Annotated in this window: 18 protein-coding genes; 13 read left to right on the forward strand and 5 right to left on the reverse strand. The window is 70.3% G+C overall.

Annotated elements, in window-relative coordinates; genetic code table 11:
- The first annotated feature begins 1 nt into the window (after position 1).
- From madM to FPJ27_RS25135, 10 genes are all read left to right on the forward strand, one after another.
- On the forward strand, positions 2–769 hold the full coding sequence (gene madM / locus FPJ27_RS25090; RefSeq protein ID WP_072435889.1) for a malonate transporter subunit MadM: 768 nt from the start codon (positions 2–4) through the stop codon (positions 767–769).
- 131 nt (positions 770–900) lie between these two features.
- Complete coding sequence (gene mdcA, locus FPJ27_RS25095; protein ID WP_204426098.1) at positions 901–2,547, forward strand: malonate decarboxylase subunit alpha; 1,647 nt, start codon at positions 901–903, stop codon at positions 2,545–2,547.
- Between the two features lie 10 nt (positions 2,548–2,557).
- A complete protein-coding gene (gene mdcC / locus FPJ27_RS25100) occupies positions 2,558–2,872 on the forward strand; it encodes a malonate decarboxylase acyl carrier protein (protein ID WP_034183256.1) in 315 nt (104 codons plus the stop codon).
- Complete coding sequence (locus FPJ27_RS25105) at positions 2,869–3,792, forward strand: biotin-independent malonate decarboxylase subunit beta (RefSeq protein ID WP_204426099.1); 924 nt, start codon at positions 2,869–2,871, stop codon at positions 3,790–3,792. Before mdcC ends, FPJ27_RS25105 begins: the two co-directional genes overlap by 4 nt.
- Before the next feature lie 91 nt (positions 3,793–3,883).
- Positions 3,884–4,591, forward strand: coding sequence for a biotin-independent malonate decarboxylase subunit gamma (gene mdcE / locus FPJ27_RS25110; protein ID WP_204426100.1), 708 nt, complete (start codon positions 3,884–3,886; stop codon positions 4,589–4,591).
- On the forward strand, positions 4,578–5,246 hold the full coding sequence (gene mdcG, locus FPJ27_RS25115) for a malonate decarboxylase holo-[acyl-carrier-protein] synthase (protein WP_204426101.1): 669 nt from the start codon (positions 4,578–4,580) through the stop codon (positions 5,244–5,246). The genes mdcE and mdcG overlap by 14 nt, the downstream gene beginning before the upstream one ends.
- Entirely contained in the window at positions 5,243–6,109 is an 867-nt protein-coding gene (mdcB, locus tag FPJ27_RS25120) for a triphosphoribosyl-dephospho-CoA synthase MdcB (protein WP_204426102.1), read from the forward strand. Before mdcG ends, mdcB begins: the two co-directional genes overlap by 4 nt.
- Entirely contained in the window at positions 6,106–7,038 is a 933-nt protein-coding gene (gene mdcH, locus FPJ27_RS25125; protein WP_204426103.1) for a malonate decarboxylase subunit epsilon, read from the forward strand. Before mdcB ends, mdcH begins: the two co-directional genes overlap by 4 nt.
- Before the next feature lie 117 nt (positions 7,039–7,155).
- On the forward strand, positions 7,156–7,677 hold the full coding sequence (locus FPJ27_RS25130; protein ID WP_072435882.1) for a phospholipase D-like domain-containing protein: 522 nt from the start codon (positions 7,156–7,158) through the stop codon (positions 7,675–7,677).
- A gap of 125 nt (positions 7,678–7,802) precedes the next feature.
- Complete coding sequence (locus FPJ27_RS25135; RefSeq protein ID WP_072435881.1) at positions 7,803–8,468, forward strand: phosphoribosyltransferase family protein; 666 nt, start codon at positions 7,803–7,805, stop codon at positions 8,466–8,468.
- Here the strand turns inward: FPJ27_RS25135 and FPJ27_RS25140 are convergent.
- Positions 8,455–9,678 (reverse strand): polyhydroxyalkanoate depolymerase, encoded by a 1,224-nt coding sequence (locus FPJ27_RS25140; protein WP_072435880.1) that lies wholly within the window; start codon positions 9,676–9,678, stop codon positions 8,455–8,457. The two genes, FPJ27_RS25135 and FPJ27_RS25140, sit on opposite strands and share 14 nt — an antisense overlap.
- A gap of 165 nt (positions 9,679–9,843) precedes the next feature.
- Between FPJ27_RS25140 and FPJ27_RS25145 the strand changes: the two genes are divergently transcribed.
- Both FPJ27_RS25145 and FPJ27_RS25150 read left to right on the forward strand, forming a co-directional pair.
- Positions 9,844–10,473, forward strand: coding sequence for a glutathione S-transferase (locus FPJ27_RS25145; RefSeq protein WP_204426104.1), 630 nt, complete (start codon positions 9,844–9,846; stop codon positions 10,471–10,473).
- 195 nt (positions 10,474–10,668) lie between these two features.
- Complete coding sequence (locus FPJ27_RS25150) at positions 10,669–10,863, forward strand: hypothetical protein (RefSeq protein WP_072436412.1); 195 nt, start codon at positions 10,669–10,671, stop codon at positions 10,861–10,863.
- 109 nt (positions 10,864–10,972) lie between these two features.
- Here the strand turns inward: FPJ27_RS25150 and proP are convergent, their stop codons facing one another.
- Entirely contained in the window at positions 10,973–12,457 is a 1,485-nt protein-coding gene (gene proP / locus FPJ27_RS25155) for a glycine betaine/L-proline transporter ProP (protein ID WP_204426105.1), read from the reverse strand.
- Between the two features lie 542 nt (positions 12,458–12,999).
- Here proP and FPJ27_RS25160 point away from each other — a divergent pair.
- Positions 13,000–13,332: a YnfA family protein gene (locus tag FPJ27_RS25160; RefSeq protein ID WP_072435877.1), complete on the forward strand. Its 333-nt coding sequence runs from the start codon at positions 13,000–13,002 to the stop codon at positions 13,330–13,332.
- 27 nt (positions 13,333–13,359) lie between these two features.
- Here FPJ27_RS25160 and dnaQ read toward each other — a convergent pair whose 3' ends face one another.
- From dnaQ to FPJ27_RS25175, 3 genes are read right to left on the reverse strand one after another with little or no spacing between them, the layout of a single operon-like run.
- Positions 13,360–14,094 (reverse strand): DNA polymerase III subunit epsilon, encoded by a 735-nt coding sequence (gene dnaQ / locus FPJ27_RS25165; protein WP_072435876.1) that lies wholly within the window; start codon positions 14,092–14,094, stop codon positions 13,360–13,362.
- Between the two features lie 38 nt (positions 14,095–14,132).
- On the reverse strand, positions 14,133–14,576 hold the full coding sequence (rnhA, locus tag FPJ27_RS25170; protein WP_072435875.1) for a ribonuclease HI: 444 nt from the start codon (positions 14,574–14,576) through the stop codon (positions 14,133–14,135).
- On the reverse strand, positions 14,573–15,385 hold the full coding sequence (locus FPJ27_RS25175) for a class I SAM-dependent methyltransferase (protein ID WP_034183269.1): 813 nt from the start codon (positions 15,383–15,385) through the stop codon (positions 14,573–14,575). Before FPJ27_RS25175 ends, rnhA begins: the two co-directional genes overlap by 4 nt.
- Positions 15,386–15,391: the final 6 nt, after the last annotated feature.

A 15,391-nucleotide genomic window follows, 5' to 3' on the forward strand; every position in this document is an offset into this window, starting at 1 on the left:
CATGCTGCAGATGCTCGAAAAAGTCGTCGCCCACAACGGGCTCGTCGCGTCGTTCGCGCTGGTCGGCCTGATCATGTGGCTGTCGTCGATCGCGTCGCGCAAGCTCACGTTCGGCCGCGTGCACGGCTCCGCGATCGCGATCGTGATCGGTCTGGCGCTCGCGTACGTCGGCGGCGCATTCACCGGCGGCGAGAAGGGACTCGCCGACGTGCCGCTGTTCGCGGGCGTCGGCCTGATGGGCGGCGCGATGCTGCGCGATTTCGCGATCGTCGCGACCGCGTTCGAAGTGCAGCCGACCGAGGCGCGCAAGGCCGGGCTCGTCGGCGTCGTGTCGCTGCTGCTCGGCACCGTGCTGCCGTTCATCGTCGGCGCGTGCATCGCGCGCGCGTTCGGCTACACCGACGCGGTCAGCATGACGACCATCGGCGCGGGCGCCGTCACCTACATCGTCGGGCCCGTCACGGGCGCGGCGATCGGCGCGAGCTCCGACGTGATCGCGCTCAGCATCGCGACGGGGCTCGTGAAGGCGATCATCGTGATGGTCGGCACGCCGGTCGCGGCCGGCTTCATGGGCCTGAAGACGCCGCGTTCCGCGATGATCTTCGGCGGACTCGCGGGCACCGTCAGCGGCGTGAGCGCGGGGCTCGCCGCGACCGACCGCCGGCTCGTCCCGTACGGCGCGCTGGTCGCGACGTTCCATACGGGCGTCGGCTGCCTGCTCGGCCCGTCGGTGCTGTTCTTCACGACGCGCGCGCTGGTCGGCGGCTAGGTCGATGGATGCTGCCCGCACGCGGGCCGCACCCATCGCGGCGTCCTCTGAGTCGCATTCGTCAACATCATCAATCGGCGGCGGCGCCAGGCTTAGAATGCCGCTGAACCATCGAAGCGGGAGAACTGTTCATGACCGGATGGAATCACGCGCGGCAGGCGCGCGATGCACGCCTCGCGGCCGGCGCGGTTTACGCGCAAGGCAAGCGCGTCGCTGCGCGCGACACCGTGGCGTTGCTCGAAGCGGTGCTGCGGCCCGGCGACCGCGTGTGCCTCGAAGGCGACAACCAGAAGCAGGCCGACCTGCTCGCGACGGCGCTCGCCGACGTCGACAGCGCGAAGGTGCACGACCTGCACATGGTGCAGTCGGGCGTCGTGCTGCCCGAGCATCTCGACGTGTTCGAGCGCGGCATCGCGAAGCGTCTCGACTTCGCGTATTCGGGCCCGCAGTCGCAGCGGATCGCGAAGCTGCTGTTCGGCGGCAAGATCGCGCTCGGCGCGGTGCACACCTATCTCGAGCTGTTCGCGCGCTACTTCATCGACCTCACGCCGCACGTCGCGCTGATCGCCGCGGTCAGCGCCGACCGCGACGGCAACCTGTACACGGGCCCGAACACCGAGGACACGCCGACCGTCGTCGAGGCCACCGCGTTCAAGGACGGCATCGTGATCGCGCAGGTCGATCGCATCGTCGACAAGGTGCCGCGCGTCGACATCCCCGGCGACCGCGTGCATTTCGTCGTCGAGGCCGGCCGGCCGTTCTACGTCGAGCCGCTGTTCACGCGCGATCCGGCCGCGATCACCGAAACGCAGATCCTCACCGCGATGCTCGCGCTCAAGGGCATCTACGAGCCATACGGCATCAAGCGCCTGAACCACGGGATCGGCTTCAACACGGCCGCGATCGAGCTGCTGCTGCCGACCTACGGCGCGAAGCTCGGGCTGAAGGGCAAGGTCTGCACGCACTGGGCGCTCAATCCGCACCCGACGCTGATTCCGGCGATCGAATCGGGCTGGGTCGAGCAGGTCCACTGCTTCGGCTCCGAGGTCGGGATGGACGACTACATCCGCGCGCGTTCCGACGTGTGGTTCACGGGCCCCGACGGGTCGCTGCGCTCGAACCGCGCGTTCTGCCAGACAGCCGGCCTCTATGCGTGCGACATGTTCATCGGCTCGACGCTGCAGATCGATTTGTCCGGCCATTCGTCGACGGTCACGGCCGAGCGGATCGCCGGCTTCGGCGGCGCGCCGAACATGGGCAGCGACGCGCGCGGGCGGCGCCATCCGAGCGAGCCGTGGCTGAAGGCCGGCGCGCAAGCCGATCCCGACACGCCGGCGGCGCTGCGGCGCGGCCGCAAGCTCGTCGTGCAGATCGGCGAGACGTTCGGCGACAAGAACGTGCCGATGTTCGTCGAGAAGCTCGATGCGCTGAAGCTCGCCGACAAGCTGCAGCTCGATCTCGCGCCGATCATGGTCTATGGCGACGACGTCACGCACATCGTCACCGAGGAAGGGATCGCGAACCTGCTGATGTGCCGCGACAAGGACGAGCGGGAGCACGCGATCCGCGGCGTCGCCGGCTATACGGAGGTCGGCCGCGGCCGCGACCGGAAGATGGTCGAGCGGCTGCGCGAGCGCGGCGTGATCCGCCGCCCGGAGGATCTCGGCATCGATCCGCTCGACGCCGACCGCCGCTGGCTCGCCGCGCGCTCGATCAAGGATCTCGTGCACTGGTCGGGCGGGCTCTATGCGCCGCCGGCCCGGTTCCGCAACTGGTGAGGAAGAGGGCATGGAACAGTTGAACTATCGCTTCACCGCGCGCGAGCGCGCGAAGGGCGAGCTGGCCGCGGCGCTCGTCGGCGTGGTCGCGTCCGGCAATCTCGAAGTGCTCGTCGAGCGCGTGCTGCCGGGCAACGAATGCGAGATCGACATCCGCACCGCGGCGGTCGGCTTCGGCGCGGTGTGGCAGGCCGTCGTGTCGGATTTCGTCGAGCGGCGCACGCCGGGTGGCCTGAAGCTGTCGATCAACGACGGCGGCGCACGGCCCGACATGGTGTCGCTGCGGCTCGCGCAGGCCGTGCGCGCGATCGAGGGAGACGCATGATGACCGACGTGATCCACGACGCGCCCGCGTTCGTCGCGAACGGCGCGAGCTGGTACGAAGCGTCGGCGCGGCAGCGCATCGACGGGCTGCTCGACGCGGGCAGTTTCAGCGAATTCCTCGGGCCGGCCGAACGCGTGACGAGCCCGCACCTGCCGCTGTTCGACCTGCCGCAGCAGTTCGACGATGGGATGGTGGTCGGTCACGGTCGGCTCGACGGCCGGCCGGTGTTCGTCGCCGCGCAGGAAGGCCGCTTCATGGGCGGCGCGTTCGGTGAAGTGCACGGTGCGAAGCTCACCGGCTTGCTGCGCGCCGCGCGCGAAGTCGGCAAGCCGGTGCTGATCCTGTTCGATACGGGCGGCGTGCGGCTGCAGGAAGCGAACGCGGGCGAGCTGGCGATCGCCGAGATCATGCGTGCGCTCGTCGATGCGCGCGCGGCCGGCGTGCCGGTGATCGGGCTGATCGGCGGGCGCGCGGGCTGCTACGGCGGCGGCGGGTTGCTCGCCGCGTGCTGTTCGGCGCTCGCGGTGTCGGAGCAGGGGCGCATCAGCGTATCGGGCCCCGAAGTGATCGAGACGAATCGCGGCGTCGACGAATTCGACGCGAAGGACCGCGCGCTGATCTGGCGCACGATGGGCGGCAAGCATCGGCGGCTGATCGGCGGCGCGGACCGCTATGTCGCCGATACGCCGGACGCGTTCCGCGCGGCGGCGCTCGACTTGATCGGCCGCGCGCCGAAGTTCGATGCGGCGATGCTGCATGAGGAACAGGCGCGCCTCGAAGCGCGTGTCGAACGGTTCGGTGCATGCAAGGATGCGCTCAACGTATGGCGTGCGCTCGGCGCAGACACGCCCGAAGCGATTCCCGGGATGCCCGACGAGGCGTTCGCGAAACTCGCCGACCAGCTACAGGAGCCGAAATGAAACGACCCCCACGCTCACTTCGTTCGCTGCCTCCCGAGGGGGCGGCTGCCTTCCTGGGGGCGGCCCTTGAGGCTGCCCGGCGGGAGGCAGCATGACGCTCGATGAAGTCCTGATCTCGCTGTTTCCGAAAGGCCATTCGATCGTGCGCACCGGCGGCCTGCTGACGGGCCACGCGGAACTGGCCGGCACGCGCGTCGACGTGATCGGCGTCGCCGACCGTTTGCCGTTCGGCATCGACGAGGCGCTGACGCTCGCGTCGCGCGTGCTCGACACGATCGCGCGCGGCGGCGGCACGCCGATCCTCGTGCTCGTCGATAGCGACAGCCAGCGGATGAGCAAGCGCGACGAACTGCTCGGCCTGAACGAAGGGCTGTCGCATCTCGCGAAGTGCCTGATGCACGCGGATCTCGCCGGGCACCGGACGATCGGCGTGCTGTACGGCCACACGGCCGCGGGCGCATTCATCGCGACCGCGCTCGCGACGCGCACGCTGCTCGCGGTGCCGGGCGCCGAGCCGGAGGTGATGGACCTGCCGTCGATGTCGCGCGTGACCAAGCTGCCGATCGACGTGCTGAAGGAGATGGCGCGCTCGACGCCCGTGTTCGCGCCCGGGCTCGACAATCTCGTGAAGATGGGTGCCGTCGATGCCGTGCTCGATCCGTCCCGCGCGCTCGACGGACAGGTCGGCGAATGGCTCGGCAAGCCGGCCGACCGCATCGACCGTCGCGCGGAGCGCGGCCGGCCGGTTGCGGCCGACGTCGCGCGGCGCGTCGAGGAACTCGCGCGTGCCGCACGCTGAGATGCCGCTGCGCCGCCACACGCTCGTCACGCTGACGGCGGCGGGGTGGGGCGCGGCATTCGCGCGCGATCCCGCGCTCGCGGCCGATCCGCTCGTGCGCGCGTGGGCCGAACGCGGCTGGCCGCTGATCGTGCGCCGCGCGTCGCCCGACGAGGCCGATGCCGGCCGCGTGCCGCTCGGCCTGCCGCTGCCGCCTGCCGCGGGCAAGCGGCGCATCGCGCTGAATGTCGCTGCCGACGCGCTCGCGACGGTCGGCCCGCTGCCCGCGCTGGCCGACGTGCTTGCCGCCGCGCCCGATGCGTGGCACGCATCGTTGCGCGAGCTCGATGCGCTCGGCGCGCGCTGCGGCGTGCAGGGCCGCGTGTTCGGCAGCCTCGCGTGGCAGGCGCTGACGGGCGAGCGCTACCTGAGCGAGTCTTCCGATCTCGACATCGTGTTTCCGCTGCCGGAGGCCGCGTCGCTCGCACCGCTGCTCGACGGCCTCGCGGCGATCGACGCGCGCGCGCCGATGCGCATCGACGGCGAACTGCTGCGCGCCGACGGCGCGGGCGTCAACTGGCGCGAACTGCACGCGCGGCTGCCCGAAGTCGCGGTCAAGACCGCGATCGCCGTCGAATTGATGCCTGTCGGCGCATTCAACGGAGACGCGCGATGAGTGCATGGGCCGCCTGCCGCGTACCGGCGCCGTCCGCTGCCGAGCGTATCGCCGAGCTGGCCGAGCGCAGCCTCGTGCTCGAGATCGACACCTATCCGAAGCCGGGGCTCGTCAGCCACGTCGACACCGGCAGTCATTCGGACATGGATGCCGCGACGTTCGCGCGCAGCGCCGCCGTGCTGCGGCCGTACTTCGCGGAACTTGCCGACGCGGGCGCGCGCGACGCGGACATGGCCGTGCTGCGCAAGATCGGCCTGCGTGCCGAGCATGCGATGCTCGCGGCGACCGGCGGCGTCAATACGCATCGCGGCGCGATCTTCGGGCTCGGGCTGCTGTGCGCGGCCGCGGGCCGGCGTGCGATGCCGGGGGGAGTGCCGGGCGGAATGACGCTCGGTGCGTTCGTCGCCCGCCGCTGGGGCGCCGATATCCTCGGCGGCCCGCGCCTGCCGGATAGCCACGGCGAGCGCGCGAGCCGACGCTACGGCGTCGGCGGCGCGCGTCGCGAAGCGGCCGACGGTTTCGCGACCGTATACGCGATCGGGCTGCCCGCGCTGCGCCGTGCGAAGCGCGATCTCCCCGACGATCCGGAAGCCGCGCGCGTCGCTGCGTGCTTCGCGCTGATCGCCGCGCTCGACGATACGAACCTGCTGCACCGGGGCGGGCAGGCCGGCCTCGATTTCGCGCGGGCGACCGCACGTGCGTTCGTCGCACGCGGCGGCGTGCGTGCGCGCGACTGGCGGCTGCGCGCGGTGGCCGCGCATCGTGCGTTCGTTGCGCGCCGGCTGAGCCCGGGCGGCGCGGCCGACCTGCTCGCGATGAGCGTATTCGTCGATGCGCTCGAAGCAGACGGGGACGCGCGATGACGCTGGCGATCCTCTGTTCGGGACAAGGCGCGCAGCGCGCCGACATGTTCGACCTGACGGGCACAGTGCCGCAGGCCGATGCGTTGTTCGCGCACGCCGGCCGGCTCCTCGGCGACGATCCGCGCGCGTGGGTCCGGCAGGCCGGACCGGACGCGCTGCGCGAGAACCGCGCCGCGCAGATCCTCTGCACCGTCCAGGCGCTTGCGGCGGCTGCGCTGCTCGACGCGGCGTGGCCGCGCCGGCGCTGCGTCGCGGGCTACAGCGTCGGCGAGGTCGCGTCGTGGAGCGTCGCGGGAATGATCGATCCGCATGACGCGCTCGACCTGGCCGACGCACGCGCGCGCGCGATGGATGCGGCGAGCGGCGGCGACGAGCGGATGGCGTTCGTGCGCGGCCTGACGCGCGCGCAGCTTGCGCAGTTGTGCGCCGGTCGCGACGCGGCGATCGCGATCGCAAACCCCGGCGACGCATTCGTGGTCGCGGGGCGGCAGGCCGATGTCGATGCGGTGGCCGACGGCGCCGCGCGCGCCGGTGCGCTGCGCGTCGCGCCCGTGTGCGTGCGGATCGCGTCGCATACGCGCCGGCTCGCAGCGGCCGTGCCGGTATTTCGCGCGTCGCTTGCCGACGTGCGCGTGCGCCGGCCGCTGCCCGGCACGCGATTGTTTTCGGGCATCGACGGCGCGTCGGTGCTCGACGTCGACGCGGGCCTCGACAAGCTCGCGCGGCAGATCGCGGAGCCAGTCGAGTGGGCGGCCTGTCTCGCCGCCTGCGTGGAGGCCGGTGCGACCGCGTTTCTCGAACTCGGCCCCGGGCGCGCGCTGGCCGAGATGGCAGGCGGCGCGTATCCCGCGCTGCCGGCGCGCAGCCTCGCGGATTTCCGTTCCGTCGACGGCGTGACGAACTGGCTCGCGCGCGTCGCGGCTGGCTGACCGGCGGCCCGAAAACCGGCCTGCAACATCCCCGCCGCGCCCCGGTTTCGCACTGTGTGTTGCGCCGGCGCAGCAGCGTCGCAGGCGGCGCTTGCCACGCGAATTGGCGTCGCTACAATGGCGCCCGCCATGAGACCAGCCGCCTTCTTTTTCGCCGCGCTTTGCTGTGCGGCGAGCGCCCACGCCAGCCGGATTCCGTCCGATGCCGCCTCGGTCGGCACGTACTTTTCGTATGACAATGCCGCGGCCGACGCGACCGTCGACCTGATCGAACAGGCGCAGCGCCGCGTACTGCTGGCCGGCTACGCGCATGTGCCGCCCGCCGTCGCGAGCGCGCTGCGCGCGGCCCGTGCGCGCGGGATCGAGGTGCGCGTCGTGCTCGTGCGCTCGCCGCGCGCGGGCAGGTACAGCGGCGCTGGCTATCTGAAATCCGCGGGCATCGACGTGGCGATCGATTCGCGGCACGGCGATCCCGCGCCGCGCTTCGTGATCGTCGACGACAGCGTCGCGCTGACGACGCTGTCCGACGGCGCGGCCGCGCACGCCGAGACGGTCAACGTGTTCCAGCGCGCGCCCGAGCTCGCGCAATCCTACGCGCAGTCGTTCTGGCGGCTATACCGGCAGGCCGGCGGCCTCTGACCCTTTCCTTCGGTGTCGTGCACGCCGGTGTGACCCCGCTTGCATCGGCGCTGCCGATGAACCATGCTCGTTGACAGGCGCCGGCGCGCGTTTCGCGCATCCGGCGCAACGGCAGGGAGCCGATCGTGACCGAGTGTTTTGCCGATCGCGCCGATGCGGGCCGCCAACTGGCCGGCGCGCTGAGCGACTATGCGGGGCGTAGCGACGTCGTCGTGCTCGCATTGCCGCGCGGCGGCGTGCCCGTCGCGTATCCGGTTGCCTGCGCGCTGCGCGCGCCGCTCGACGTGCTGGTCGTGCGCAAGCTCGGCGTGCCGTGCGAGCCCGAGCTGGCGATGGGCGCGATCGCAACGGGTGGCGCGATGCATCTGCAGCGTTCCGTGATCCGCTCGATGGGCGTGACCGACGCGCAGCTCGCCGACGTGATCGTGCGCGAGACGGCCGAGCTGCATCGCCGCGAAGCGCTGTATCGCGGCGCTGCGCCGCCGCTGCCGGTCGACGGGCGCATCGTCATCGTCGTCGACGACGGCGTCGCGACCGGCGCGTCGATGCGTGCCGCGCTGCAGGCGCTGCGCGAACGCCACCCGGTGCGGATCGTGGCGGCCGCGCCGGTCGCGCCGGCGGGCGCGCAGCATGCGTTCGACGGTCTGGCCGACGCGTTCGTCGCGGTATCGCAGCCGCAACCGTTCTTCGGGATCAGCCAGTTCTACGCGCACTTCGGGCAAACGAGCGACGACGAGGTGCGTACGTTGCTCGACGCGGCCCGCATGCAACGCGGCATCACGTCCGCCTGATCCGGCGCGAGCGCGGGCGAGGGCGGCCGGCCTCGGCCAGCGCGAACACGCGCTGCAGCATCGGATGGACATTGCCGAGCCAGCGCGCGCCGGTGAACAGCCCGTAGTGATCGCAATCGTCGATATCGACGCGATAGCGCTCGTCGGCCGCGAGGCCGCTGCACATGTCGAGTGCCGCATGCGTTTGGCCGGCGCCCGTGACGGCGTCGCATCGGCCTTCGACGGTCAGCAGCGCGACGCCGCGCAGCGCGGCAGGCTCGACGCGCCGGCCGCCCACGTCCCACGTGCCGTTCGCGAGGCACATGCGCTGGAACACGATGTCGACCGTGTCGAGGAAATATTCGGCCGGCATGTCGAGCAGCGCCGTGTATTCGAGCAGCGCGCGCCGCGCGCCGGCGAGCGCGGCCATGTCGAAGCGCGACGCGGCCAGCGCGTACGCCTCGACCAGCGACATGAAACGCTGCGGGTACATCAGCGCGATCTCGCCCTGCTGGAGATAGGTCGGGAACACCTGGCGACCGTGCCCCGCGAAGCCGGGCGGCACGATGTCGATCAGGTGGCGGCGGCACCAGCCGAGCGAGCGGGTGGCTGCCGCGGTGCCGAGCGCGCTCGGATTCAGGCGTGCGTCGAGCGGGCCGCCGATCAGCGTGATGCTCGCGGGCGGCGCCAGGCCGCGCTCGGCGCGCAGCGCGAGCGCGCCGAGCGCCGGCACGGTCGCCTGGCACACGGCGACGACGTGCAGCGGCCGATCGTCGAGCGCGAGCCCGTCGACGAAGCCGTCGAGCGTCGCGACATACTCGTCGAGCCCGAAGCGGCCCGACGCGAGCGGCACGTCGCGCGCATTGCGCCAGTCGGTCACGCAGACGTCGCCGTCGGCGAGCAGCGTCTCGACGGTTTCCCGCATCATCACGGCCGCGTGCCCGGCGAGCGGCGCGCACAGCAGCACCGTGCGCCGCGCATCGGCGCGCGTGAAGCGCCGCAGGTCGCAGAACGGCGTGTGCGCGGCAACCCGTTCGCCGATGGCGGATCGCCCGATGTCGAATCGCGGCGGCCCGGCCGGCTGCCCGAGCAGCGGCTCGAACAGGTCGTCATAGCACGACGACGCGGCCTGCGGCAGCGTCGCCGCGGGCCACGCATCGAACGCGTGCCGCGTCGCCGCGCGCCAGGCGCGCATCCATTCCCGCTGCTGCTCGACGAGGGCATACCACATGGCGGACCTTGAGGCGGAAGGGGCGTGAATCTGCATTATGGTCACTGCGGCCGGGTAGCGGGGCGCTGATACGTATCAAGCGAACGCGCGTACGAGCATGCTAGGCGACGGCTCGCGACGCTGCTACAGTCGTCGGTCCCATTCCCCTCAAGCGGAGCGTTTGCGATGAAGCTGATCGGCATGCTGGATTCCCCGTTCGTGCGCCGTGTCGCCATTTCGGCGAAGCTGCTCGACCTGCCGTTCGAACACGAGTCGATCTCGGTGTTCCGTCATTTCGAGCAGTTCAGGGCGATCAATCCGGTCGTCAAGGCGCCGACACTCGTGACCGACGACGGCGCGACGCTGATCGATTCGTCGCTGATCGTCGACTATCTCGATCACCTGGTCGCGCCGGAGCGGCGCCTGCTGCCCGACGCCGCCGACGCGCGGCTGCGCGCGCTCGTGCCGGTCGGTTTCGCGCTGGCGGCGGCCGAGAAGACCGTGCAGGTCGTCTACGAACAGGCGCTGCGCCCGTCCGACAAGCAGCACGCGCCGTGGCTCGAGCGCGTGCTGAGCCAGCTCGAGGGCGCGTATGGCGAGCTGGAGCCGCTCGTCGCGGCCGCGAACGGCTGGTTCGGCGGCGCGCGCCTGCTGCAGTCCGACGTGACGGTCGCGGTGGCGTGGCGCTTCACGCAGTTCATGACGGCCGATTACCCGGCGCTCGCGCGGATCGATCCGGCCCGCTATCCGGCGCTCGCCGCGCATTCTGCGCGTGCGGAAGCGTTGCCGGCGTTCGTCGAAACGCCGCTCGTGTAGGCCTGACGGCCCTTGGCGGCGGGGCGCGAGGCCGCCCCGCGCCGTTGCCTGCCGGCCGCTCGGCCGCACCCGGCAAGCCGCCGCCGATTGTTCTCGGTGGCCGACAAGTGACTTCGCATTCGCGCCGTTTATCCGGAAGCGGCCGGTCCCTAGAATCCACTCCATCGAATCACGCATTGCCAGATGGAGCCGATGATGAAAGCCCTGCTCGAATCAAGCCTGTACCACCCGTCCGTCGTGTTGCCGCTTGCCGCGCTGACGCAGTTGATGGTCGAGCGCGATTTCAATCTCGGCCAGGTCGGGCTGATCGTCGCGGCACGCGGCGCGCAGGCGGCGGTATCTCGCTCGCGTGCGCTGATCTTCAGCCGTCACGGCGAAGCGCACGCATGATGGCGCTCACGGCTAACGGATGAAAAAAAGCCCGGCCGGTGCAAGCCGGTCGGGCGGATCGGATTCGATCGGGCCCCGGCTTCGGCCGGGGCTTTTTCATGGGCGACGCTCAGGCGCGTGCGGGCGACACGACGCCGTACATCTCCGAGTCGTCGTCCTCGCGCAGCTGGCGCGCGAGCTGGTGCGCCTCGCGGCGCGTCGCGACGGCCGGCGGCGAGCCCTTGAGCGGCTGGCGCGCGGTTTCCGCGAGCGCGACGACCGACACGATGCCGATCACGGCGGCGCCCATCATGTAGTACGCGGGCATCATCAGGTTGTGCGTCACGTCGACGAGCCATGCGGTAACGAGCGGTGTCGTGCCGCCGAACAGCGATACCGACACGTTGAAGCCGATCGCGAGCGCGCCATAGCGGATCTCGGTCGGGAACAGCGCCGGCAGCGCCGACGGCATCACGCCGGTGAAGCAGGACAGCAGCACGCCGAGGACCAGCAGGCCGCCGAACACCGATGCCGTGGTGCCCGCATGGATCAGCATCATCGACGGGATCGACAGCACGAGCAGCCCGACACAGCCGGCGAGCATCACCGGCTTGCGGCCGATCCGGTCGGACAGGCGGCCGGCGAAGAGCGTCATCGGCATCATCAGCACCATGACGAGCAGCACCAGCACGAGGCTGTGCGATTCGTCGAAGTGCAGCGTCGACGACATGAAGCTCGGCAGGTACGACAGCACCATGTAGTCGGTCACGTTGAAGATCAGCACGAGGCCGACGCACAGCAGCAGCGCACGCCAGTTGCGCATCAGCGTTTCGCGGAAGCGCGCCTTCGGCACGGCCTTGTCCTGCGCTTCGCGCTCTTCGGCCTGGCGCTTGAACGCGGGCGTTTCCTCGAGCTTCATCCGGATATAGAGACCGATCAGGCCGAGCGGGCCGGCGATCAGGAACGGCACACGCCAGCCCCACGACAGCAGCGCTTCCTGTGACAGCGACGCGGTCAGCAGCGCGACGACGCCCGCACCCATCACATAGCCGATCAGCGTGCCGAATTCGAGGAAGCTGCCCATGAAGCCGCGGCGCTTGTCGGTCGAGAATTCGGCGATGAAGGTGGCCGCGCCGCCGTATTCGCCGCCGGTCGAGAAGCCCTGCACGAGGCGGGCGACGAGCAGCAGCACGGGCGCCATGATGCCGATCGATGCGTAGCTGGGAATCAGGCCGATCGCGAAGGTGCCGGCGGCCATCATGATCATCGTCGCGGCGAGCACGCGCTGGCGGCCGATGCGATCGCCGAGCGGGCCGAACACCATGCCGCCGAGCGGGCGCACGAGGAATGCGGCCGCGAACGTGCCGAAGGTCGCGAGCAGCTGCGCGGACGGGCTGCTGGACGGGAAGAACACCTTGCCGAGCGTGACGGCGATATAGCTGTACACGCCGAAGTCGAACCATTCCATCGCATTGCCGATGGCCATCGCGCTGACGGCGCGTTTGAGCAGGCTCTGGTCGACGACGGTGATGTCGTCCGCGGCGAGCGGAGCGTCGCCGGACGAAGTGGAGGAAGAAGCAGCGGTCGGGCTGACGTGTGTTGCGGTCAAGGTCATGCACTCCTTTGACTGCGCCGGAACGGGCGGGCCGTCCGACACGGTTTGCCTGCAAGCGCGGTGTCGTACGCGGCGCGTCGGGGCAGGCCATTAAGCACTTACTGCGCAACGGGCAGCAAAGGGCCGTAAGGGGCTGCTTCGACGCGGGCCCGATGGGCCGTCGCGACAGTGCGCTCATGAAGAATGGGCCGCGTGATGCTGGCGGCAGATGCCGGTGCGGACGGAGGTCCGGCGTTCCGGCAAGCGCCCCGAAAGGGGCAACGAAACGAGAAAAGCGGGCCTGTCGGGCGGGCTTTCCTGTGGGTGCAATTTCGGTCGAAGCGCCGGCCCGCAACGCGCGGACGGACTTCTCTCGAAATCGAATAGACAGAGATTGAATGTTGAAACAGGCGACATGATAGCACGATGACGGATGATCGTGCAAATTGCCGGGAGGCGCCCGTCTGGCGGGGCGTCCGGCGCGGCCTGCTCGGGTATGATCGGCGGCGCGCGGCGGGGCCGTGCGGCTCCCCGGCGACGGGGCCGAATTCACGAGGAACCGGATGACCGAACTGATGAGGATCGCGGCGCTGTTCGCCGCCACCGCGCTGGCCGAAATCGTCGGCTGTTACCTGCCGTGGCTCGTGCTGAAGGGCAGCCGGCCGGCCTGGCTGCTGGTGCCGGCCGCGCTGTCGCTCGCGCTGTTCGCGTGGCTGCTGACGCTGCACCCGAGCGCGGCCGGGCGTACCTATGCCGCGTACGGCGGCGTGTATATCGCGGTTGCGCTGGTCTGGCTGCGGGTGGTCGACGGTGTCGCGCTGACCCGCTGGGACGTGGCCGGCGCGGTGCTTGCGCTCGGCGGGATGGCGGTCATCGCGCTGCAGCCGCGCGCGTAAGCGCGGCCGCAGTGCGTGCCGCGTGCGTCAGGCCGTTTCGGCGGCGCCCGCGTCGGCGGACTTGCGCCACACGCATGCGCCCTTGACCGACTTGTCGAGCTCGTCGAGTTGCGCCTGGTGCGCGGCGAGCTCGTCGTCGCTCGCGGCCACCACGACCAGATCGAGCGCGGCGAGCGACACGCGCTGGCCGTTCGCCGCGCCGCCGTCGGCGCCCGCGTCGTCGAGCATGTCGATCACGAGGCTGTCCTGGCCGCGCGTCATCGCGAGATACACCTCGGCGAGCAGCTCCGAGTCGAGCAGTGCGCCGTGCAGCGTCCGGTGCGCGTTGCTGATGCCGAAGCGGTCGCACAGCGCGTCGAGCGAGTTGCGCTTGCCGGGGAACATCTGCTTGGCCTGCACGAGCGTGTCGATCACGCCGCCGCAATGTTCGGTGAACGGCGGCAGGTCGAGGCGCGCGAATTCGGCGTCGAGGAAGCCAAGGTCGAACGGTGCGTTGTGGATGATCAGCTCGGCGTCCTTCACGAAGTCGAGGATCTGGCTGGCGACTTCCGCGAACTTCGGCTTGTCGCTGAGGAATTCGGTCGTGAGGCCGTGCACTGCCAGTGCGCCCGGATCGCTGTCGCGCTCGGGGTTCACGTAGAAGTGCAGGTTGTTGCCGGTGAGCCGCCGGTTCAGCAGCTCGACGCAGCCGATTTCGATGAGACGGTCGCCCGTGCGGGCGTTCAGGCCCGTGGTTTCGGTATCGAGAATGATCTGGCGCATGTCGGGAAAAACGATGGAAACAGGGGAGTGGCCGGCGTTCAGGCCGTGAGCGATTCGACGCCGCGATTCGCGAGCGCGTCCGCGCGCTCGTTTTCGGGATGGCCCGCGTGACCCTTGACCCAGCGCCACTCGACCTCGTGCTGCGCGACGAGCGCGTCGAGCCGTTTCCACAGGTCGGCGTTCTTCACGGGCGTCTTTGCCGCGGTGACCCAGCCTTTCTTCTTCCAGCCGTGGATCCACTCGCTGATGCCTTTCTGCACGTATTGCGAATCGGTGTGCACGATCACCTGGCACGGCCGCTTCAGCGCCTCGAGCGCGGCGATCACGCCCATCAGCTCCATGCGGTTGTTGGTCGTGTTGGGCTCGCCGCCGAACAGCTCCTTTTCGCGGTCGCCGTAGCGCATCAGTGCGCCCCAGCCGCCGGGGCCGGGGTTGCCCTTGCAGGCGCCGTCGGTATAGATGTCGATCGTATCGATTGTCATGAATGTTCTTGATGGGTGGTCGGGGAGGCCGCGGGCGTCAGGCCTGGCGCGAGCACGGGTTTTTTCATCTTGATCTGGCCGACGAGGCGCATGCCGCGCACGCGCTTGACGGCCGTCACCATGTAGACGGCGCCGAAGATCGGCCACCAGCGGTCGCCCGCGGCTTCCATGAAGCCGTAGCGGGCCAGCCACTTGTCGGTGACCAGCGGCGGCCGGTAGCAGCCGAAGCGGCCGCGTTCGAGGTCGAAACCGAGCAGCTTGATCCAGTCCTTGAGCCGGATGAACGCGATCTGGTCGCGCGTGGCCGGCACGAACGGGCGGTTCGCCATGCGCCCGAACGATTGCCGCATGCCCCACAGGCTGAGCGAATTGAAGCCGGTGATCACGAGCTGGCCTTCCGGCATCAGCACGCGCTCGGCCTCGCGCAGCAGGCGGTGCGGGTCGGACGTGAATTCGAGCGTGTGCGGCATCACGATCAGGTCGACGCTCTGTGACTCGAACGGCAGGTCGAGCAGGTCGCACCACGTCGTGCTGCGATCGGCGGGCGCGTGCTCCGGCGCGTGCGCTTCGCGCGCCCACGGATACTGGTACGGCGCGCTCGCGCCGCTCGCCGGATCGAGCACGAGGCCGCGATACGGCATGCGGTTCTCGCGCAGCGCGTCGAGCTGCGGCAGGCCGAGCTGCAGCGCGTGGAACCCGAAGACGTCGGACACGATCCGGTCGAGCTGCGCCTGCTCCCAGTCCAGCACGTAGCGGCCGGGAGGCGAGTCGGTCCAGGCAGGCCAGTCTATAATTTGACGATCAGGCATAACGAT

The sequence above is a fragment of the Burkholderia sp. MS455 genome, from assembly GCF_016899445.1.
Taxonomy (GTDB): Bacteria; Pseudomonadota; Gammaproteobacteria; order Burkholderiales; family Burkholderiaceae; genus Burkholderia; species Burkholderia pyrrocinia_C.

Bases quoted from the DNA above. Each gene is read 5' to 3' on its own strand.
- FPJ27_RS25105 (WP_204426099.1), top strand. From the start codon at position 2,869: ATGATGACCGACGTGATCCACGACGCGCCCGCGTTCGTCGCGAACGGC.
- mdcE (WP_204426100.1), top strand. From the start codon at position 3,884: ATGACGCTCGATGAAGTCCTGATCTCGCTGTTTCCGAAAGGCCATTCG.
- dnaQ (WP_072435876.1), bottom strand. From the start codon at position 14,094: ATGCGCCAGATCATTCTCGATACCGAAACCACGGGCCTGAACGCCCGC.
- mdcH (WP_204426103.1), top strand. From the start codon at position 6,106: ATGACGCTGGCGATCCTCTGTTCGGGACAAGGCGCGCAGCGCGCCGAC.
- madM (WP_072435889.1), top strand. From the start codon at position 2: ATGCTGCAGATGCTCGAAAAAGTCGTCGCCCACAACGGGCTCGTCGCG.
- FPJ27_RS25175 (WP_034183269.1), bottom strand. From the start codon at position 15,385: ATGCCTGATCGTCAAATTATAGACTGGCCTGCCTGGACCGACTCGCCT.
- FPJ27_RS25150 (WP_072436412.1), top strand. From the start codon at position 10,669: ATGAAAGCCCTGCTCGAATCAAGCCTGTACCACCCGTCCGTCGTGTTG.
- mdcC (WP_034183256.1), top strand. From the start codon at position 2,558: ATGGAACAGTTGAACTATCGCTTCACCGCGCGCGAGCGCGCGAAGGGC.
- FPJ27_RS25160 (WP_072435877.1), top strand. From the start codon at position 13,000: ATGACCGAACTGATGAGGATCGCGGCGCTGTTCGCCGCCACCGCGCTG.
- proP (WP_204426105.1), bottom strand. From the start codon at position 12,457: ATGACCTTGACCGCAACACACGTCAGCCCGACCGCTGCTTCTTCCTCC.
- FPJ27_RS25140 (WP_072435880.1), bottom strand. From the start codon at position 9,678: ATGTGGTATGCCCTCGTCGAGCAGCAGCGGGAATGGATGCGCGCCTGG.
- mdcA (WP_204426098.1), top strand. From the start codon at position 901: ATGACCGGATGGAATCACGCGCGGCAGGCGCGCGATGCACGCCTCGCG.
- FPJ27_RS25130 (WP_072435882.1), top strand. From the start codon at position 7,156: ATGGCGCCCGCCATGAGACCAGCCGCCTTCTTTTTCGCCGCGCTTTGC.
- mdcB (WP_204426102.1), top strand. From the start codon at position 5,243: ATGAGTGCATGGGCCGCCTGCCGCGTACCGGCGCCGTCCGCTGCCGAG.
- FPJ27_RS25145 (WP_204426104.1), top strand. From the start codon at position 9,844: ATGAAGCTGATCGGCATGCTGGATTCCCCGTTCGTGCGCCGTGTCGCC.
- rnhA (WP_072435875.1), bottom strand. From the start codon at position 14,576: ATGACAATCGATACGATCGACATCTATACCGACGGCGCCTGCAAGGGC.